The following is a 19,743-nucleotide window of genomic DNA, read 5'->3' as shown; positions in this document are numbered from 1 at the left end:
TTTGCGATGAGACCCGGATCGGAGTAAAGGCCTGGTGAGCGTGTCGCCCGAATCGGGCGAACTTGTCCTCGCGCCCGGTTGGGGAGGGACGCGGGTTCCGTTCCGTGCGATAATGCGGCACGGGGAGGGATGGAGATGGAAGAGAAGCGGAACCGGTGGGGAGTGCGGGCGGGCACCGTGGCGATGGCGGTGGGATTCTTCGTGTGGTACACGTGCTCCAACTGGGTGAGCGCGCTGACCTACGACGCCTCGTTCTCGTACTGGTGGCTCAACAAGTCGGGCGCCGTGGTGCTGGTCACCGTTCTCGCCTGCGCCGTCTTGTGGCGCATTTCCGTGCCTGCGCGCGTGGCGCGGGCGCTCGACTGGGCGTTCGCCGGCGTGTACGCGTGCTCGCTCGTCGTGCTGCTCGGAGGGGCGGGCGTGGTGAGGCCGTTTTCGGATGTGTGCGGGCTGCTGCTGTTCGCGGCGGCTCAGACGTGGATGGTCGTGCGCTGGGGGTCGTGCTACGCGCGCTCGTCCACCGACGAGGTGACGCGCGCGCTGCTGCTGGCCATCGCGCTCGTGGCTACCGCGAAGTGCGTGACGACGTTCTTGCCGGAGACGGCGACGATGGCGCTCATGTTGGCGCTGCCGTTCCTGTCGACGGGGATGCTTGCGGTTCGCCTGCGCGATGTGGGCGACGAGCGTCCTGCCGAGCAGTGGTTCTCGCGCGCGTCGCTTCCCTCGTTCGGCCGCATCGTGATGGCGATGGCGGTATTCTTCTTCATCTGGTCCATCCTCAACATGACCTTGAAGCACGGTACCGGCCACTACAGCTTCGGCGCGGCTGCCACGCCGGTGTACACGCTGCTGTCGCAGGCTATTCTTTTCGCGTTCTGCGCGTTCACCTGCTGGTGGGTGTTCGGGCGCCGCCGCCGTCTCGACATCACCGTCGTGTGGCGTTTCACGTACGTGCTCATGGCGCTCGCGCTGTTCATGCTCGTGGCGTTCGGCATGGCGCAGTTCATCCAGGCGTTCACGGGCGCGGCCGTGGTGGTGGCGAAGATGTTCTTGTGGCTGGGGCTGGCGAACGTGGCGCATCATGGCGCGTTCAAGCCGTTCATGGTGTTCTGCCCGGGCATGCTGCTGTACTCGCTTCCCGATTGGCTGGGGCGCAGCGCCGCGTCGTTCCTCGGGCTGGAGTCGCTCAACCCCGCCATCGCCTCGTTCATGCTCGTGGTGACCGTGGTGATGGTGGCGTTCTTCCTGCCGTCGCGCTCGCCCGACGTGCAGCTGCTGCTGTCCGATCTGAACGGCGACGGGCATCGCGCCATCGGCGAGGGGGACGGCATCGACGAGCGCTGCCGCGCGGTGGGGGAGCGGCGCGGGCTCTCGCCGCGCGAAATCGAGATCATGCAGTACCTGTGCAAGGGCCGTTCGCGCCCCTACATCGCCGAGACGCTGTACCTGTCGGAGAACACGGTGCGCACCCACTCGCGCCGCATCTACGGCAAGCTCGACGTGCATAACAAGCAGGAGCTGCTCGACCTCGTGCGGGGGGAATGACGGTCGCCATCCTGCCGTTTGCTTGCCCCGCGCTACAGCTTCCCACCGGCATGGTGACGGTTGCTCGCGCTTGCGCTCGGCGCGGGGCGCGCTCGCGTATCGTGGACGGGTACGCAGGCGGCAGCGGCGGCGAAGGAGGCGGCAGGGCATGTTGACGAGCACCGTGCACGATGTGGCCCTCGTGTTCGAGGGCGGCGGGATGCGCAACTCGTACTCGGCCGGCGCGATCAGCGTCATGTTGGAGCGCGGGCTGTTCTTCGACGACGTGTACGGGCTGTCCGCGGGTGCGACGAACGCGATCGACTACCTCTCGCGCGACGCGCGTCGCAACGAGGCCTCGTTCACCACCTGCCTCGACGGCCTGTCGTTTCGCTGGTGGGTGACGCCGTTCGTGGACACCGACGGCGTCAGCGCGGCGCTGCACGGGGACGCGCGGGCCCGCTCGGGCTGCGCGCTGCCGTTCGACTTCGACGCCTTCCAGGCGAACCCGGCGCGCGCGACCATGCAGGCCATCGACCGCGACACCGGCGAGACCGTGTACTTCACGCGCGACGATTTCCCCACGGAGGCTGCGCTCATGGAGCGCGTCCGCGCCTCGACGAGCTATCCCATCGTCCTGCCGCCCACCGTCATCGACGGGCGCGCGCTGTACGACGGCGGCATCGGCCGGGGCGGCGGCATCATGGTGCCGCGCGCGGTGGACGACGGGCTGCGGAGGTTCTTCGTGGTGTGCACGCGCCCGCGCGGCTTCCGGCGACCGCTCAAGCCCAAGCGCTTCTACGACGCGTTCTTTTGGCGCCGGCCGCGCATGCGGGAGGCGCTCGACACGTGGAGCCGCCGCTACGATGCCGAGCTCGACCGGCTCGATCAGCTGGAAGCCGAGGGCCGCGCCTACGTGTTCTACGCGAACGACCAGGGCGTCAAGAACACCGAGCGCGACGTGGAGAAGCTCGCGCGCAACTACGAGCGCGGCCGCGTGCAGGCGCGCTCCGAGCTGGGCGCATGGATGAGGTTCCTCGAACGCCGCTGACGGGAACGTCCCCGTCTAGCGCCAGTCGTCCTCGTCGGCGAACTGCCAGCCCAGCAGGGCATCGCCTATCAGGCGGAACGTGAAGGGGAGGGGCTTTTTGAGGTTGCCCTGGTCGATATGCTCCGAGATGCCTTCCAGCTCGTCGAGCAGGTCGAAGAACGACGTTTCTTCAAGCGAGGGCATGCCGGCGGCTATCTCGTCGGGCGAGATGGTCATGATGCCCAAGACGATGTCGAGGTAACCGCCGAGCTGGTCGTTGCTGCGCTGCAGCTCCTCCACGGCGTCCTTGTCGAAGAACGACTCCTCGATGCAGTACCAGCCTTTGACGTCGTCGTCGGCATCGTCTTCCATGAGCTCGCTGGGGATGATGCCGTGCTCCGCGAGATCGTCCACGGTGAAGCACGACATGAGCGTGTCGGGCGTGACGAGCACCCCGTCTTCGTCATCGAGGTCGCTCATCACGTAGACGACGCGTGCGACCAGCCCGTTTTCCACGACGTCCAGCGCTACGCCGTAGTGGTATCCCGGATTCGCGTGACGCGTGCCCCAGTAGAGTTCGCCGTTGTTCTCGATAAGCGTTTTGACGGTTGCGGCCATGGGGATCCCCTTCGCGTGACGTGCCTGATCGGATCAGTCGAGTATAGAGCATCGCGGCGCGCGGTGGTACGATGGTCGCCGACTGAAAGGAAAACGACATGCCGATCATCCATCTCGACGGCCTCGACGACCCGCGGCTCGCGGCGTACTCGGGCATGACCGACGCGCAGCTGCGCGACTGCCCCGACAGCGCGCACGGCCTGTTCATCGGCGAATCGCGCAAGGTCATCGAGCGCGCGCTGGCCGCCGGCGTGCGGATGCGCTCGCTGTTCATGGAGGAGAAGTGGCTCGACCAGACGATGCCGCTCGTCGATTCGCTGCTGGACGGCGACCCCGCCTTCCCGGTGCTCGTGGCCACGCGCGAGCAGTTCCGTGCCCTGACCGGTTACGAGGTCACGCGCGGCGCGCTGGCCGCGTTCGAGCGGCCCCCGCTGCCGAGCGTGCCCGACCTCCTGGCGAACGCGCGCCGGGTGGCCGTGCTCGAGGACATTACGAACTACACGAACATCGGGGCCGTGTTCCGCTCGGCTGCGGCGCTCGGCATCGACGCGGTGCTGGTCACGCCGTCGTGCCACGACCCGCTGTACCGCCGCGCCGCGCGCGTGTCGATGGGGACGGTGTTCCAGGTGCCGTGGACGCGCATCGGAGGCGAGCGCGCGTGGGCGACCGGGGGCGTGCCGCTGCTGCGCTCGCTGGGCTTCGCGACGGCCGCGCTCGCGCTGTCCGACGACGCGCTCTGCCTGCACGACCGGCGTCTGCGCGATGCCGACCGCCTCGCGCTCGTGCTGGGCACCGAAGGCGACGGCCTGGCCCCCGCAACGATCGCCACCTGCGACTACACGGTGAAGATCCCCATGGACCACGAGGTGGACTCCCTCAACGTGGCGGCCGCCAGCGCCGTAGCGTTCTGGGAGCTCAGGACGAAGTGGCGGTAGGAGTATCTTGGCGCGATAGGCTGTGGCGATGCATGTAGCACGCCATTCGTCTCCAAGAGTACCGGAAACGGTACATGAGGCACATTCCGATGTGGTATGGTGTTCGAATAGTAATTGAAAAGCACATAGTAATACCTGGGCGGATCAAGAAAAAAGCCCCTTTCGGGGCTGGTTTGCCAAAAGGGCAAACTGAGAAATCATCGCGGCTAACGAGTCCGCAACTTATTGGGAACCACTCGCCACACAGAGTATCACGCAAGGCTCCTTTTTTCCAGTTCCAATTTGATATTGTGAACGGGAAGCATCGAAGACTGTATTGCAGGGTTCATGTCGAAAGGGTTCGTTATGGGGAAGCGCAATCGTCGTTATCGTGTTGGGATCGATGTAGGCCTCTATTCTGTTGGGTTGTCGGCGATTGAAATCGACGACTCAAGCGACAATCCCTACGAAGCAATGCCACTCGATATTTTAAGTATCATGTCCGTTATCCACGACGGGGCTTTGGATCCAACCGGGCAAAAGAGCGCTGACTCTCGAAAGGCCATATCCGGTACGGCGCGTAGAACACGGCGTCTGTTTCAAACAAGGCGTGAGCGCTATCAAGAACTCGACAGTTTGCTGAGCGAATACGGTTACCCTGTGGCGCAGGCGAGCGAGATGGTTTCGAACATGCACGGCGAAGATCCCTATCTTCCTTGGCGAGCCCGCATATCGCTGGTTGAGGGCTTTATCGAAAACGATGCAAGGAGAAAGCTTTCCCTCGCCATTGCCATGCGCCACATAGCCCGACATCGTGGATGGCGCAATCCTTATTCCAGCGTGAACGCGCTTAAGGAGAGCGCCCTTGTTGCCTCTTCGTTCTACATGGAGTTTTTCCTTAAAGTCCAAAGATGACTTTCCCGAAACGGCGAGGAACTATTCAAGGGTGTGAAAGTGAGAGAAGATGCGGATGGCAAGGTGCTGTTTGAGGGAATTCCCGCATGGGATACTGAGCCGCTTGACGAACCGAGGCTTACCGTTGCTGAGCTGTTAGAACCGCTTCTCGCGCCGAATCGGAACAACCGATTCAGGAAAACTCCGCCAGCAGGATTCCCTGCCGAGCAATTTGTCCACGTCGGAAAACTGCACCAAAGCGACAACTACTACGAATTGAGTCGTATATTTGAAATTCAGAACGTACCCGAGGCGCAACAAAAGGTTTTCTTCGAGGCGGTTTTTCGTCAGGCTAATCCAAAAGATACAGGTGCGGCGGCGAGTCTCATAGCAAAAGACGACTTGCAGCCATCTAAAATCCGAGCCTCAAGAGCTTCGCTTGCCTTTCAGCGCTACCGCATTCTCACAACGTTTGCGAATCTCAGAATCAAGCAGAAAGGGGAGGGGAGGCGCCCTCTTTCCGACGAGGAGCGGCATGGGTTGTTCGACTACTTGACCTCTTGGGAGGTGTCGTGTCGAGGTTCGGATCTGACATGGCACGATGTTGCTGACGTGCTGGGCGTAGAAAGGTGCGATCTTGGAGGCGTTGGCGGTCAGACTGCGGACGGGTCTCCTATTTCTTCAAAGCAGCCTCCTTACCTCAACACGGAATATGCGATCCTGTCATGCGACAAGATCGATAAACAGCTAGAACCACTACGGGAATGGTGGCGGGAAGCCGAACCCCTCAGCAAAGAATTCCTTATCGAGTTTCTCGGTAACGTCGGAATCTCCGGATCCTCTTTGAGCGACGAGGGGCAAAGGGCGATGGCTTCTGTTGAAGAGCTTCTTGCTGATCTGGGCGAAATGGGAGAGGAAACGATGGCCTCTTTGGATAAGATTCGCCTATCCTCCGGCCGCGTTGCTTACAGCGTCGATACTCTCGAGCGGCTCAATCGTAGAATGCTCGACGAGGGGCTCGATCTCTTTGAGGCGCGCAAGGCGGAATTCGGCGTTGAAAACGATTGGCAACCCAAAGCGAATCCGCTGGGAACTCCGACGGGCAACCCTGCTGTTGATAGGACTATCAAGATAGCCTCGCGGTGGTTGCGTGCGTGCGAGCGAGAATGGGGCAAGCCGGAAACCGTTTTCGTGGAGCATGTTCGAGAGGGCTTCAAATCCGAGAAGCAGAAGCGCGAAGAGCAATCGAACATGGACAAGCGCTATCGGGCGAATGGCGCTGTGCGTGAGGAGATTGTAGCGGCGCTTGGGGAAAAACCGGGATCGGGCGCGGTGGACAAAGAGGCGATCCGGCTTGCGGAAATCAGGCGCTGGCAGGCGATTCAGCGGCAAAACGGCTGTTGTCTCTATTGTGGAACGGGCATCGACTTCTCAAATTCCCAGATGGATCATATCGTTCCACGCAAGGGCGTCGGTTGCTCGAACGAGCTTCCTAACCTCGTTGCAGTGTGCGCTGATTGCAACGCTAGCAAGAACAACACGCTGTTCTATTCATGGGCTAGTCCCGAGATGTGCGAAGCCGCTGTGGAGCGGGTATTCTTTTGGAATCGCGACAGCTATTTCTCGTCGGAAAAGCAATTCGGGTCTTTCAAAAACGATGTCATAGCACGGCTGAAGCAAAAAGAAGAAGACGATCCGATCGATGCACGCTCCATTGAGTCGGTGGCATGGATGGCGCTCGAATTAAGGAACCAGATTGCCGGGCACTTCGGCTATGAAGGGATGGTGTCGCTGGCCACGGAAGGCAACGATCCCTTCGCTATGCAGCGTGTCCGGGTATTCAAGGGATGGATTACCTCTGAGGCGCGAAAAGCGAGCGGTTTGGAGAAGAGCCTTCCCTGGATTGGGTCGAGCTCTGAAAAGACGAGGCTTGACAGGCGCCATCATGCCGTCGATGCGGCCGTAATCGCAATGATGAGGCCCGAAGTGGCGAAAACGCTGATCGAACGCGATGCGATTCGAAGAAGTTCGCGCGATATAGGGCGGAGGTTCAAGAGAGGGGAAGAAGGAGATTGGCACGTCTATCGGGGCGCAGACGAGAATCAAAGCAAACTGTACTGCTTCTGGCGTGATGTGCAAATGCAACGTCTCAAAGAACTGATGATCCAGTATATGAAGGATGATCGTATTGTGGTGTCGAACCCGCTGCGTTTGCGTGTCGGGGTTGGACGTGCTCACAAAGACACGATATCGAAACTGACGAAGCGGAGAGTGGGAGATGAGCTGAGCGCTGCGGCGATTGACAAGGCGGAGACTTCTGCGTTGTGGATCGCCTTGACCAGGCAACCGGATTACGATGAGAATACTGGGTTGCCTGCGAACGACGCCCGACGTATCAGATTACATGACCGCTGGCTATCCGCAGACGATCCCATTTACTTTATGGCAAGCGAATCCGAGCTGGATATGGTAAAGGATGCCGTCTATGCTCCGGTGCGGAATGGCTATGCGCCCATTGGGGATACGATCCACCATGTGCGACTTTATCGCGTTCCGAAGCTGAATAGCAAAAGAAAGCGGACGGGATGGCAGTATGCCTCCTTGCGTGTGTTCCAGGTGGATCTGGTGAAGCATGCCCAGCATAATTTGTTCGACATCGATCTGCCCATGCATTCCATATCGGTTCGCTCCGCTGTGCCTATCTTGCGATCTTCGCTTGCTGGGGGAACCGCTGAGTATCTTGGCTGGGTTGTGGTCGGGGACGAGCTTGTCGTGGACGTTGAGGCTGCGCTGTTCAGTCCCGAGGGCTCTCAGAAGATGAACAAGTTTATGAAAGCATTCCCGGGTGTCCGACGGTTTTCTATCACTGGGTTTAACACCAATTCGAAGCTTACCTTAGCTCCCCGGTATTTCTCTTCTGAAGGTTTGCCGGACATTGACTGGAAGGGAGTTGATGTCGACATCGAAAAGACGATCAACCGCACGTACGGGAGCTATGGCTGGAATAAATCTGATGTCGACGCTATCAATTTTGTGATAGAAAAGGGGTGCCCTCTATCGATTGACAAGGTGCTTGCAACGCACCCAACCGTTATGCGGCGAAATGCATTGGGCGTGCCGCGTTGGGGGTCTGACAACAACATGCCGGTGAGTTGGAAAATACCGCCGCATCCGATTCAATAGGCGGTGTTTCGGATGGCGGACAACTGGAGGATGCTTGATTTTACAGCGTTTCACGGTGAGCTTCGCTTTAACAAGCACGCAAGGAAGCTTCAGACCATCGATTTGGACACGGGCGAAACCACGGAGCATTCGCTTTGCGACGTGAACATCGTGTTTGTCGGCATCAATGTACGGCTTGCACCTGCGATGATGTACCATTTCGCCAGCCAGGACGTGGTCGTGCTCTTTTGCGACTGGAAAGGTCTTCCGGTGTGTGGCGTGTATCCATGGGTTGACGCACATGGCCGTGTTGCTGCGAGGCAGCGCGCTCAAGCGTCGTTGAGCGCGCCCCGCTCGAAGAATGCCTGGATGCGCATCGTGAAAGCAAAGATCAAGGGACAGGCAAACAATCTCAAAGTTTTGGGTTTGTCCAATGCGGCAAGGCTCGACGAGTTGTCTCGGAATGTGCGTACGGGAGATTCGTCGAATGTCGAAGGTTTGGCTGCGCGAATATACTGGTCCTCCTTGTTTGAAGGCGAGGCGTTTTCTCGAATGCCGGGCGAGAGGGCGGGAGGCCGCAATTCGTTGCTCGATTATAGCTATACGCTTATGCGCGGGCACAGCATGAGAGCTGTTCTTTCCGCCGGATTGACTCCGGCGCTGGGCATGTATCACCGCAATCGCTCTAACATGTTCGCGCTCGCCGATGATCTGATCGAACCGTTTAGGCCCGTTGTCGACTTCGCCATTGTGAATCTCGGACCGGACGCCGATCTCGAAGATCGCAACGTGAAGCGCGCATTGATGCAATCCACTCTCACCACGTTTAGCAACAATGGTTTATCCGTGCCGGCAGTTATGACGGATTTTGCCCAGCAGTATGGCAAGTATGTTGAAGGAGAAATTGAGCATTTGGATGTTCCCGTATGGAACCCTCGAATCGAAAGCGAGCCTCATGAGTCCTAGGAGATACGATGCTATGTGGTGCGTTATTATGTTCGACCTGCCTGTTCAGACGAAGCTGCAGCGCAAAGAGGCAAGCAAGTTCAGAAAAATGCTCGTCGATGCCGGATATTCTATGATCCAATTCAGTGTTTACGGGAAATACTCGCCTACCACCAACGGCAACATGAGCTCGGAGCGGTCAATAAAACAGAATCTTCCCGCAGATGGGGAGGTAAGAATATTTCATCTGACAGATAGCCAATGGGCTTCTGCTACTCGATTTCGCGCGAAAAAGATCGAGAGAAATGAGGAAGCGCCGGATCAAATTGCATTGTTTTGATAGCGATTTCTAGCCTCCCTGTAACCGAAAAACAAGTGAAACACCAGATGGTTGGATCAAAGCTGCTCGAGGTGGTTCGGTTTATGTTGGGAACCACTCATTTTCCCATCTGATACACTACTCGTCATTATTCTACCCACTTAATCATGCGTTGGGAACCACTCATTTTCCCATCTGATACACTACCAGACCAATAGCAAGAGCAACTAACTCGGTTGGGAACCACTCATTTTCCCATCTGATACACTACCAAAAATCGTGATCAACGACGTAGACGGGTTGGGAACCACTCATTTTCCCATCCGATACACTACAAGGAGCTGTCTTCCTTCCTGAAATCGTCGTTGGGAACCACTCATTTTCCCATCTGATACACTACACGAACTCACTACCTGCGAGCGTCATGCGTTGGGATCCGCTCAATTCCCCGTCTGATACACTATCGACCGATCGAAGGCCCATATTGGGAATCACCCGTTTTTCATCCGGAATTGATCGCTCATGTTTGCGATTTGTCTCTAGTGGATCGAGTTCCGTTACCCCAGATCCAACCCGCCGATGACTTCCTGCAGCGCTTTCGCCGACGCTTGCAGCCTTGCCAGCTCGTCGGTCGACAGCGGGCAGGGCACCTGGTACTCGATGCCGTCCTTGCCCACCACGGCCGGCATCGACAGCACCACGTCGTGCAGGCCGTGGACGCCGTGCTGGAAGTTCGACACGGGCAGGATGGGCTTCTCGTCGCGCACGATGGCCTCGCAGATGCGCTTCACCGACATGGCGATGCCGTAGTAGGTGGCCCTCTTCTTCGCGATGATCTCGTAGGCGCTGTTCTTCACGTCCTCGGCGATGCGCTGCATGGACTCGTCGTGGTCGAAATGGCCGCGCAGCTCGCAGAAGTCGTTCACGGGGATGCCCGAGACGTTCGCCGTGCTCCACGCTGCGATCTCGCTGTCGCCGTGCTCGCCGATGATGCGCGCGTGGACGTTGCGCGGGTCCACGCCGAGGTGCTCGCCGAGGATGTACTTGAAGCGCGCGGTGTCCAGCACGGTGCCCGAGCCGATGACGCGGTTCTCGGGCATGCCCGACAGCTTGAGCGCCACGTGCGTGAGGATGTCCACCGGGTTCGACACCACCAGCAATATGCCCTGGTAGTCGCGCCGCGCGATCTCGGGGATGATGGACTTGAAGATGCCCACGTTCTTGTGCACGAGATCGAGGCGCGTCTCGCCGGGCTGCTGGTTCGCGCCGGCCGTGACGATGATGATGGCCGCGTCCACCGCGTCGTCGTAGTCGCCCGCGTAGATGTTCATGGGGCCGGCGAAGGGCATGCCGTGCGCGATGTCGAGCGCCTCGCCCTCGGCGCGGTCGCGATCGACGTCGATGAGCACCATCTCGGTGAACAGCTCGCTCTGCATGAGCGCGAACGCCGTGGCCGAGCCCACGAACCCGCATCCGACGATGGCCACTTTCCGATCATTGACAACGCGCTGCATAGGCACCCTTCCGTTGGCTCGTACGCTTCATGTTCGACTGAGAACCTACTGCATGCCGCTGCCCGCGTCAAGGACGTTCATCGATTGTCTGTACCGAAAGAGGGATAGGGGTTCCATTCTGATCGTCTGGCGCGCGGAGCGTGCCAGACATCGTTCGGGCGAAGAGGGGAAGGTGGGCCGCATGCGGGGAGGGGGTCCGCCGATGCTCGTCGTGCGATTGACGGGGAAGCTGCGCTTTCCCGCGGGCGCGGCCGCACGGGAAAGCGCAGGGGCGGCCGGCATGGGCCGCCCCTGCGTGTGGGGTAGGTCGAAGATACGGGCCCCTAGGCGGCTGCGAGGTCGATGGAGATCGCGGGGATGACGGTGGAATCGTCGCTCGCGGCGGCGCTGTCGACGGTGATATCGACGCGCGTGCCCGTGATCAGGCCTCCCGTGGTGTCGGTGGCCTCGTCTTTCGCGAACGTCATCGTTGCTCCGTCATCGGTGACGATGGTGACGGTATTCATGGTGCCGTCCGTCACCGCCCCTGTGTACACCGCGTTCGTCGCCGCGTTCGCGTCGTCGTCCTCCACGCTGACGACCGTTGCCGTGCTGGGGTCGCTCGTGAGCTCGCCGGTGTACGTGATGCTGACCGAGTTCCCCGTCTGGATGCCGTTCTTGTAATGGTGCTGGGCATCCGTCACGTTCAGCGTGATCTCGACGCCGTCTATCTCCACGGTCAGCGTGTTCATGGATGCGTCCTTGACCGTGCCCGTTGCAGCTTGTTGGGTGGGCTCGGGTGCGGGCGTCGGATCCGGTTCAGGCGCGGGGACGGGGGTGACTACCGGGGCCGGCTCGCCGCCTTCCGTTTGGGGCGTGGCCGCCGGTTCGCCGCTCGTCTTGGCGGGCGCTGCGCTCGCGGCCGGGGCCTGCGTGGTCAGGTAATCGCCGTAGATGTAGGCATCGGTGCCGTTGTAGTTGACGCGCGACCAGCCGTTGTCGCACACGCCGGTGCGCTGGATGGATTGGCCTTGGGCAAGGTTCCCCAGAATCTCGGAATCCGTGGAATACGAAGCGCGTATATGCACGCCTGCCGTGGCGTACGTCGTTTCGTCCACGGCCTTGATGTTCATCTGCTGCTTGGCCTGCTCGACGGTGTTGGGGTCGTTGTCGGTTATCTTGACCACCTTGACGCTGGAGCCGTCGGTGCCGTTGATCGTGCCGAGATAGGTCACTACCACCCAGTTGCCTTCGCGCATGCCGTTCGCGAAGTCGTGTTCGCAGTTGCTGGAGTTGAACGTGATCTCGGTTCCGTCGTTCTGCTTGACGGTGATGGTGTTCATGCTCATATCGACCAGCGAGCCGACCACCTGCTGCTCCTGCTGCTGCGTGGGCGCCGCTCCCTTGTCCTCGACCAGCGTCACGTTGACTCCCTTTGTGCCGTCGGCGTCCAGATCGCCTTCGTAATGCACCACGATCTCATCGCCGGCAACCATGTTGGCGGCCGATACGGTGGCTTCCGACACGTCGAACGTGTAGGATTGCGCGTTGCTCTCCATCACCAGATCCTTGCCCGAGAAGCTCACGAGCGTGCCTTCGATCGAGGCTTCCTGCTTCTCCGCTGCCTGGTGTTGCGGCTGCGGGTCGGCCTCCTTCTGATCAGGGCTGCTGCATCCTGCGAGTGTTCCCGCAAGCACCGCCGCCGCTATCAGCGTTGCCGCTTTCCATCCTCTTCCCCTCATCGCGAATCTCCTTTTCAGCAGGGTGCGCTCACGCACCGCATGGCTTAGGTATGCCCCAAGGCTTCCACGATTATATCTTCGGGAATGTTTGCCGATACGCTTTCGACCACGGTTCAACAGGCGGTGGAGGACGCAAGTTCCGTGCGGCAGACGTTGGACGGCATCGAGATGGCCGTCGCCTGCGGCGAGGCGTCGCTCTCGGCGTGTTTGAGATCGCAGCCCGCCTCGTCAAGGACGTTCATCGATTGTCTGTACCGAAAGAGGGATAGGGGCCCTATACTGATCGCATGCGCGCGAGATGCGCCGCGCCCGGCCGTTGCGAGGAGGAGCCATGTCCGCGAACCGTCAGAAGCTCAAGCTGCTGTACCTCATGCAGATGCTCGAGGAGGAGACCGACGCCGAGCGCGGCCTCACGATGATGCAGATCCTCGAGAAGCTGGAGGAGCTGGGCATCTCGGCTGAGCGCAAGTCCATCTACCGCGACATCGAGGCGCTGCGCGAGTTCGGCGTGGACGTGCGCACCTACCAGCGTGCGCCGGTGGAGTACGCCGTGGAGCACCGCGCGTTCGCGTTCGCCGAGCTGCAGCTGCTGGTGGACGCGGTGCAGAGCTCGCGCTTCCTCACGCAGCGCAAAAGCGACGCGCTCGTGGAAGGCGTGAAGCAGCTGGCCTCGCGGCGGCAGCGGGCGCTGCTCGACAAGCGCGTGCACGTGGAGGGCCGCATCAAGATGCAGAACGAGTCGGTGTTCGGCAGCGTCGACCGCATCCAGGAGGCCATCGCGCGCAAACGCAAGATATCGTTCACCTACTTCAAGTACGACGCGGCGAAGCGCAAGGCGCCGCAGCGGGGCGGCGAGCGCTACGTCGAGACGCCTGTGCAGCTCGTGTACGCCGAGGGGTACTACTACCTGGTGGTGTTCAACGAGAAGCACGACGGCTTCGCGAACTACCGCGTCGACCGCATGGACCGCATCGAGGTGCTCGACGAGCCGGCGCTCAAGAACGAGCGCATCGCCACGTTCGACGCGCGCGAGCTGGAAAGCCGGGCGTTCGGCATGTACAGCGGCGAGCCGGTGGCGGCCACGCTGCTGGTGGACGAGGAGGTCATGGGCGCGGTCATCGACCGGTTCGGCAAGGACGTGGAGTCGATGCCGACGGGGGAGGGCCGGGCGCGCGTGTACGCGACGGTGATGAAGAGCCCCGTGCTGTTCGGCTGGCTGGCCCAGTTCGGCGGCCGCATCCGCATCGAGAAGCCGGCATCGCTCGCGCAGGAGTACCGCGCCTACCTTGCGGACATCGTCGCCGCGTACGAGTAGGCGCCGCCGCGCCAGCGCTTCGGCTGCCCGTGCGATTCACACCGCTCGCGGCATCGCGGCCGCGCCGTGCTCGCAGGCGGGCCGGCCGTCGCCGATGACGAGCCGTCCGCCGTCGTCGAGAACGACCTCGAGCTCCACGAGCAGCCCGTGCTCGTCCGTGCTCATCACGAGGTCGCTCACCCGCCGCCCGATGGCGTACGAGCAGGGGCGCAGGCTCTTCCAGCGCAGCCCCGCCACAGGCGCGTCGGTTTCCACGCTGCCGACATGCAGCGCGATGTGCGGCTCCCGCATCACGAACGCGGCGAGGTCGCACGTCTCCAGCCTGAGGACGGTGGGCGCGCCGGGCAGGTAGGCGCGGGCGCGCTCGTCCCAGAGGGTGAGCACGTCGGCCACGTACGCTCCGATCGCCCCGCACGCCTGCCGTCTGGTGGAGGCGGCCAGGCCGCGCGCGTCGTCGAACCATCGCTGGTACAGGCTGGCGAACGCCGCTGCGGCGTCGACGGGGGCGGATGCGCTCATCGCGCGTCCCCCGCGTACAGTCCCGCGCGCCCCTGGCGCCAAGGGTCGGCTTCCGCATCGACCTGCAACACGCGCTGCTCCGTTCCCGGCTTGGGCTCGCCGAGGGCGAGCGCGCCGTCCCCGTGCCGGAGCCCTGCGATGCAATAGGTCGCCCTATGGCGCGACGGTTCGTGCATGATGCCTCCTCTTCTTTCGCTTCGATGCCGCCTATCCTAATCGTGCGCGTGGGCGCCACGTGTCCCACGCGTGGGACATGCGCACGGTTTTTCGCGATCGCGGTCGCCGATGCGTGCAAATGCGGCTCTTTGTGATGAAAAATCGGGTTTTTGGCAATCCTCGCCCATCCGAACCTGCTGTTGTGCCACCACGGAGACCGGCGACCTGGGGTTTCGCGCATGGAAATCCCCGAGAAGATCGCCAAGATTGCCAAAAACCCGATTTTTCCGCACATAGCCCAGCCCCACCGTGCATCCGGGTTCCATCCGCCGTGCGTCCGAAGGTCGCGTCCCGATTCGTGCATTCGGATCCTCGTCCTCGAGGCGAAGCGCGCACGCGGAGGACGCCGGCGCGTCCGTCCATCCCGTGTGCCTTCTTCGCCGGTTGGTTGGCAGGGGGTTGCGAGCCGCCTCGTTGCGTTAGAATGACGCACGGAGACTACGGGGCGCGCAGGGCGCGCGGCCTCGATTACGGGATAGAGTGGACGGAGAACCGTTGAGCAAGCTATCGATAGCGCCCCGGTCGCGCGACGACGCGCGCATCGCCGCGCAGCTGGGCGCATACGGGCGGCGCGTGGAGGCCACCCCGCCGGGCATGTGCCCGCTGGCCGTGCAGCTGACGATGCTGCAGGCGAGCGGCGCGCAGACGTGCGGCAAGTGCGTTCCGTGCCGCGACGGCATCCCGCAGCTTGCGGCGATGCTGCAGCGCGTGGTGGACTGCGACGCGGACGAGGGCGCGCTGGAGAACCTGCGCGCGCTCGCCGAGATGATCCGCGACACGTCCGATTGCGCCATCGGCTACGAGGCCGCGCGCCTCGTGCTCGAGGGCCTCGAGACGTTCGCCGACGAGTACGCCAGCCACCTGCACGCGCGTTCCTGCCAGGCGGGCGTCGGCCAGACGGTGCCGTGCGAGACGATGTGCCCGGCGCACGTGGACGTGCCCGGCTACATCGCGCTCACGGCGGCGGGCGACTACGCCGGCGCGGTGAACATGGTGCGCAAGGACAACCCGTTCCCCACGGCGTGCGCGTTCGTGTGCGAGCACCCCTGCGAAACGCGGTGCCGCCGCACGCTCATCGACGCGCCGCTCAACATCCGCGGCATCAAGAAGTTCGCCGTCGACCAGATGCCTGCCGACCAGGTGGTGCCGCCGCAGCGCGGCGTGGACACCGCGCGCACCGTGGCCGTCATCGGCGGCGGCCCGAGCGGGCTCACCTGCGCGTACTTCCTCGCGCTCATGGGGCACCGCGTGACGGTGTTCGAGGAGCGCTCCCAGCTGGGCGGCATGCTGCGCTACGGCATTCCCGCCTACCGCTTCCCGCGCGAGCGCCTCGACGAGGACATCCGCGGCATCCTGAACGCCGGCACCATCACGGCGCGCTGCGGCGAGGGCGTCGGCGCGCACGAGATGGCCGAGATCGCCGACACCTACCATGCCGTGTACGTGGCCGTCGGCGCTCAAACGGGGAAATCGCTGCGCATCGACGGCGTGGATGCCGAAGGCGTCATGTCGGCCGTCGACCTGCTCGGCGCTATCGGCGACGGCGTCTACCCCGACTTCACGGGCAAGCGCGTGGTCGTGGTGGGCGGCGGCAACGTGGCCATGGACTGCGCGCGCACGTCGGTGCGCGCGGGTGCGTCCGAGGTGTCGGTGGTGTACCGCCGGCGCCAGGACGACATGACGGCGCTTCCGGCCGAGGTGGAAAGCGCCATCGCCGAAGGCGTGGAGATGATCGTGCTCGAAGCGCCGGCGTCCATCGAGACGGACGAGCGGGGGCGCTGCACGGCGCTCATCACGCAGCCCCAGATGATCGGCCCGGTGCGCGGCGGCCGACCGGCGCCGGTGGCGGCCGACAAGCCGGCGCGCCGCATCGAGGCCGACGTCATCCTCATCGCCGTGGGCCAGAACGTGGTGTCGGCCCCGTTCGAGGAGTTCGGCATGCAGACCACCTGGGGATGCTTCAACGCCGACGAGCACCTCGCGGCCGAAGGCTACGACAACGTGTTCGTGGGTGGCGATTGCCAAACCGGTCCCTCGACGGTGATCCGCGCCATCGGGGCGGGGAAGGTGGCCGCGCGCAACATCGACGAGTTCCTGGGCTACCACCACACGCTGCCGAGCGACGTCGAAGCGCCGCCGGCCAGCCCGAACGACCGCACGCCCAAGGGGCGCGTGGAAATCACCGAGCGACCCGCGCGCGAGCGCAAGCACGATTTCGAAGGCGTGGAGACGGGTATGAGCCGCGAGGAAGTCGTGCAGGAATGCGGACGCTGTCTGCGCTGCGACCACTTCGGGTGCGGCGTGTTGGAAGGAGGTAGGCACCAGTATGCCTAGCATCACGATAGACGGAACCACCCTCGACGTTGCCGAGGGCGCAACCATCCTCGATGCCGCGCGGCAAGCCGGCATCCGCATCCCCACGCTGTGCTTCCTGCGCGAGCGCAGCGCCGTCGCGTCGTGCCGCGTGTGCGTCGTGGACGTGGAGGGGCTCGACCAGCCGGTGCCCTCGTGCGCCACGCCCGTGCGCGACGGCATGGCGGTGCACACGAGCTCGCCGCGCATCGAAGCGTACCGCCGCATCGCGCTCGACCTCATCATCGCCGATCACGGGCTCGATTCCACGAACTACTGCTTCTCGTGCGACAAGAACGGCGCCTGCGAGCTGCAGGCCCTCTGCCGCGAGTACGGGGTGCTCGAGTCGCCCTACGAGACGGCGCAGAAGCGCGAGCCGGTGCTCGACGACAACCCCTTCCTCTCCTACGACCCCAACCTGTGCATCCGCTGCCAGCGCTGCGTGGGCGCGTGCAACGACGCCGCGCGCAACCACACGCTGCGCACGGGCAAGCGCGGGACGCGCACGCTCATCGAGGCCCCGTTCGGGGAGGGCTGGCGCGCCACCGACTGCGAATCGTGCGGCAACTGCGCGCAGGCGTGCCCGACGGGCGCGCTCACCGAGAAGCGCCGCGCGGCCTACCGTTCGTGGGAGACCGAGCGCGTGCGCACCACGTGCCCGCATTGCGGCGTGGGCTGCCAGCTCGATCTCGTGGTGAAGGACGGCGTCGTCGTGGACGCTGAGGCCGCGCCGGGACCCTCGAACCGGGGGCTCTTGTGCGTGAAGGGCCGCTCCGCCAGCTTCGACTTCGTCGACGCGCCCGACCGCATCCGCACGCCGCTCGTCAAGAACCGCGAAACGGGCGAGTTCGAGCCTGCCACCTGGGACGAGGCGCTCGATCTCGTGGCCCGGCGCTTCACGGAGCTGCGCGACGCCCACGGCGGCGAGTCGCTGGCGGCGTTCGCCTGCTCGCGCTCGACGAACGAGGACATCTACCTGTTCCAGAAGATGGCGCGCACCGCCCTCCAAACGAACAACGTGGACTGTTGCGCGCGTGTTTGACACGCCCCCACGGTCGCCGGTCTGGCGACCATGCTCGGTTCCGGCGCGATGACGAACTCCATCCAGGACGTCACGCGCGAGGCAGAGGTCATCATGCTCGTGGGGTCGAACCCCGAGGAGGCGCACCCCGTCATCGGCATGCAGATCCGCGCGGCAGTCGAGCGCGGCTGCCGCCTCATCGTGGTCGATCCGCGCGACATCGGCCTGGCGGCGCATGCCGACATCCATCTGAAGCTGCGGCCGGGAACGAACGTCGCGTTCGCGAACGGCATCGTGAACTACCTGATCCAGAACGACCTGTACGACGAGGAGTTCGTGCACGAGCGCACCGAGGGCTTCGAGATCCTCGCGGCCACCGTGCGCGACTACACCCCTGAGCGGGTGGAGGACATCTGCGGCATCGACCGGCGCGACCTCGTGGCGGCGGCCAAGATGTACGCGACGGCCAACGCCGCCGCCATCGTGTACTGCCTCGGCGTGACGGAGCACTCGACGGGCACCGACGGCGTCATGGCGCTGTCCAACATCGCGATGATCGCCGGCAACCTGGGGAAACCCGGCGGCGGCGTGAACCCGCTGCGCGGACAGAACAACGTGCAGGGCGCCTGCGACATGGGCGCCGGCCCCGACGATCTGCCCGGCTACCAGAAGGTGGCCGACCCCGAGGCGGTGCGTCGCTTCGAGAGGGCGTGGGGCGCGACGCTGCCCCGCGCGCGCGGCCTCAAGGCCACCGAGTGCTTTCCGGCCATGGTGGAGGGCGGCGTCAAGGGGCTGTTCCTGTTCGGCGAGGATCCCGTGCGCACCGATCCCGACACGCACCATGTGATCCGCGCGCTCGAGGCGCTCGAGTTCTTCGTGGTGGACGACCTGTTCATGACCGAGACGGCGAAGTACGCCGACGTCATCCTGCCCGGCCGCAGCTACGCCGAGAAGGAGGGCACGTTCACGAACACCGAGCGGCGCGTGCAGCGCGTGCGCAAGGCCGTGGACATTGCGGGCGATACGCGCCTCGACACCGACATCTTCATCGAGGTCATGAACCGTATGGGCTATTCGCAGCCGCACCTGACGGCGGCCGAGGTCATGGACGAGATAGCGGCCGTCACGCCCACGTACGGCGGCATGAGCCACGCGCGCCTCGACGGCGATGCGGTGGGCGGGCGTGGCCTGCAATGGCCCTGTCCGAACGCGGAGCATCCCGGCACGCCCATCCTGCACATGGGCGAGTTCGCCCAGGGCCTCGGCGCGTTCTCCACGCCCGACTACCAGCCCTCGGCCGAGCTGCCGGATGCGGAGTACCCGCTGGTCATGATGACGGGACGTATCCTGTACCAGTACAACGCCTGCGCCATGACCGCGCGGACCGACGGCGTGAACGAGATCGCTGACCATTCGTTCATCGAGCTCAACACGCGCGACGCCGAAGCGCTCGGCATCGCCGACGGCGACCCCGTGCGCGTCTCGTCGCGCCGCGGTACCATCGCGTCCACCGCGCACGTGTCCGAGAAGACGAACCCCGGCCATACCTGGATGCCCTTCCACTTCCAAGACGGCAACAGCAACTGGCTCACCATAGCCGCGCTGGACCGCGTGTCCAAAGCCCCCGAGTACAAGGTGTGCGCCGTGAAGGTGGAGAAGGCGTAAGAGAAAGCGAGTGC

Annotated in this window: 14 protein-coding genes; 10 read left to right on the top strand and 4 right to left on the bottom strand. The window is 63.3% G+C overall.

The window, feature by feature from the left end; all coding sequences use genetic code 11:
- The first annotated feature begins 135 nt into the window (after positions 1-135).
- Positions 136-1,545 (top strand): response regulator transcription factor, encoded by a 1,410-nt coding sequence (locus tag GS424_RS12795; RefSeq protein WP_160942674.1) that lies wholly within the window; start codon positions 136-138, stop codon positions 1,543-1,545.
- Positions 1,546-1,693: 148 nt separating this feature from the next.
- Positions 1,694-2,575, top strand: coding sequence for a patatin-like phospholipase family protein (locus GS424_RS12790; RefSeq protein WP_160942675.1), 882 nt, complete (start codon positions 1,694-1,696; stop codon positions 2,573-2,575).
- Between the two features lie 15 nt (positions 2,576-2,590).
- Here the strand turns inward: GS424_RS12790 and GS424_RS12785 are convergent, their stop codons facing one another.
- Positions 2,591-3,172, bottom strand: coding sequence for a hypothetical protein (locus tag GS424_RS12785; RefSeq protein ID WP_160942676.1), 582 nt, complete (start codon positions 3,170-3,172; stop codon positions 2,591-2,593).
- Between the two features lie 98 nt (positions 3,173-3,270).
- Here GS424_RS12785 and GS424_RS12780 point away from each other — a divergent pair, with 98 nt between their 5' ends.
- From GS424_RS12780 to cas2, 5 genes are all read left to right on the top strand, one after another.
- On the top strand, positions 3,271-4,107 hold the full coding sequence (locus GS424_RS12780) for a TrmH family RNA methyltransferase (protein ID WP_160942677.1): 837 nt from the start codon (positions 3,271-3,273) through the stop codon (positions 4,105-4,107).
- Between the two features lie 345 nt (positions 4,108-4,452).
- Positions 4,453-5,001: a hypothetical protein gene (locus GS424_RS12775; protein WP_160942678.1), complete on the top strand. Its 549-nt coding sequence runs from the start codon at positions 4,453-4,455 to the stop codon at positions 4,999-5,001.
- 33 nt (positions 5,002-5,034) lie between these two features.
- Positions 5,035-8,163: a type II CRISPR RNA-guided endonuclease Cas9 gene (gene cas9, locus GS424_RS12770; RefSeq protein WP_160942679.1), complete on the top strand. Its 3,129-nt coding sequence runs from the start codon at positions 5,035-5,037 to the stop codon at positions 8,161-8,163.
- A 12-nt stretch (positions 8,164-8,175) separates the two neighbouring features.
- The gene (gene cas1 / locus GS424_RS12765) at positions 8,176-9,108 is read left to right on the top strand and encodes a type II CRISPR-associated endonuclease Cas1 (protein ID WP_160942680.1); all 933 of its coding nucleotides are present in this window, start codon (positions 8,176-8,178) and stop codon (positions 9,106-9,108) included.
- A 13-nt stretch (positions 9,109-9,121) separates the two neighbouring features.
- Positions 9,122-9,427 carry a CRISPR-associated endonuclease Cas2 gene (gene cas2, locus GS424_RS12760; RefSeq protein ID WP_244977543.1) on the top strand — a complete coding sequence of 102 codons (306 nt, stop codon included), beginning with the start codon at positions 9,122-9,124 and terminating at the stop codon, positions 9,425-9,427.
- A gap of 536 nt (positions 9,428-9,963) precedes the next feature.
- Here cas2 and GS424_RS12755 read toward each other — a convergent pair.
- A complete protein-coding gene (locus tag GS424_RS12755) occupies positions 9,964-10,920 on the bottom strand; it encodes an L-lactate dehydrogenase (protein ID WP_160942682.1) in 957 nt (318 codons plus the stop codon).
- Between the two features lie 323 nt (positions 10,921-11,243).
- Complete coding sequence (locus tag GS424_RS12750; RefSeq protein ID WP_160942683.1) at positions 11,244-12,641, bottom strand: SH3 domain-containing protein; 1,398 nt, start codon at positions 12,639-12,641, stop codon at positions 11,244-11,246.
- Between the two features lie 331 nt (positions 12,642-12,972).
- Here GS424_RS12750 and GS424_RS12745 point away from each other — a divergent pair, with 331 nt between their 5' ends.
- Entirely contained in the window at positions 12,973-13,956 is a 984-nt protein-coding gene (locus GS424_RS12745; RefSeq protein ID WP_160942684.1) for a helix-turn-helix transcriptional regulator, read from the top strand.
- A gap of 36 nt (positions 13,957-13,992) precedes the next feature.
- Here the strand turns inward: GS424_RS12745 and GS424_RS12740 are convergent, their stop codons facing one another.
- Positions 13,993-14,475, bottom strand: coding sequence for a hypothetical protein (locus GS424_RS12740; RefSeq protein WP_160942685.1), 483 nt, complete (start codon positions 14,473-14,475; stop codon positions 13,993-13,995).
- Between the two features lie 711 nt (positions 14,476-15,186).
- Between GS424_RS12740 and GS424_RS12735 the strand changes: the two genes are divergently transcribed.
- Together GS424_RS12735 and fdhF are read left to right on the top strand one after the other, a co-directional pair.
- Complete coding sequence (locus tag GS424_RS12735) at positions 15,187-17,025, top strand: NAD(P)-binding protein (RefSeq protein ID WP_193666521.1); 1,839 nt, start codon at positions 15,187-15,189, stop codon at positions 17,023-17,025.
- Positions 17,018-19,729: a formate dehydrogenase subunit alpha gene (gene fdhF / locus GS424_RS12730; RefSeq protein WP_160942687.1), complete on the top strand. Its 2,712-nt coding sequence runs from the start codon at positions 17,018-17,020 to the stop codon at positions 19,727-19,729. Before GS424_RS12735 ends, fdhF begins: the two co-directional genes overlap by 8 nt.
- Positions 19,730-19,743 lie beyond the last annotated feature (14 nt).

Origin of the sequence: Eggerthella guodeyinii (genome assembly GCF_009834925.2) — a bacterium.
GTDB lineage: Bacteria > Actinomycetota > Coriobacteriia > Coriobacteriales > Eggerthellaceae > Eggerthella > Eggerthella guodeyinii.
Note: the sequence above shows the minus strand (reverse complement) of the source record. Positions and strands in the feature narration are given on the sequence as shown.

What these genes read in the sequence shown, in the direction of transcription:
- GS424_RS12795 (WP_160942674.1), top strand. Translation starts at nt 136, where the DNA reads ATGGAAGAGAAGCGGAACCGGTGGGGAGTGCGGGCGGGCACCGTGGCG.
- GS424_RS12790 (WP_160942675.1), top strand. Translation starts at nt 1,694, where the DNA reads ATGTTGACGAGCACCGTGCACGATGTGGCCCTCGTGTTCGAGGGCGGC.
- GS424_RS12785 (WP_160942676.1), bottom strand. Translation starts at nt 3,172, where the DNA reads ATGGCCGCAACCGTCAAAACGCTTATCGAGAACAACGGCGAACTCTAC.
- GS424_RS12780 (WP_160942677.1), top strand. Translation starts at nt 3,271, where the DNA reads ATGCCGATCATCCATCTCGACGGCCTCGACGACCCGCGGCTCGCGGCG.
- GS424_RS12775 (WP_160942678.1), top strand. Translation starts at nt 4,453, where the DNA reads ATGGGGAAGCGCAATCGTCGTTATCGTGTTGGGATCGATGTAGGCCTC.
- cas1 (WP_160942680.1), top strand. Translation starts at nt 8,176, where the DNA reads ATGGCGGACAACTGGAGGATGCTTGATTTTACAGCGTTTCACGGTGAG.
- cas2 (WP_244977543.1), top strand. Translation starts at nt 9,122, where the DNA reads ATGTGGTGCGTTATTATGTTCGACCTGCCTGTTCAGACGAAGCTGCAG.
- GS424_RS12755 (WP_160942682.1), bottom strand. Translation starts at nt 10,920, where the DNA reads ATGCAGCGCGTTGTCAATGATCGGAAAGTGGCCATCGTCGGATGCGGG.
- GS424_RS12750 (WP_160942683.1), bottom strand. Translation starts at nt 12,641, where the DNA reads ATGAGGGGAAGAGGATGGAAAGCGGCAACGCTGATAGCGGCGGCGGTG.
- GS424_RS12745 (WP_160942684.1), top strand. Translation starts at nt 12,973, where the DNA reads ATGTCCGCGAACCGTCAGAAGCTCAAGCTGCTGTACCTCATGCAGATG.
- GS424_RS12740 (WP_160942685.1), bottom strand. Translation starts at nt 14,475, where the DNA reads ATGAGCGCATCCGCCCCCGTCGACGCCGCAGCGGCGTTCGCCAGCCTG.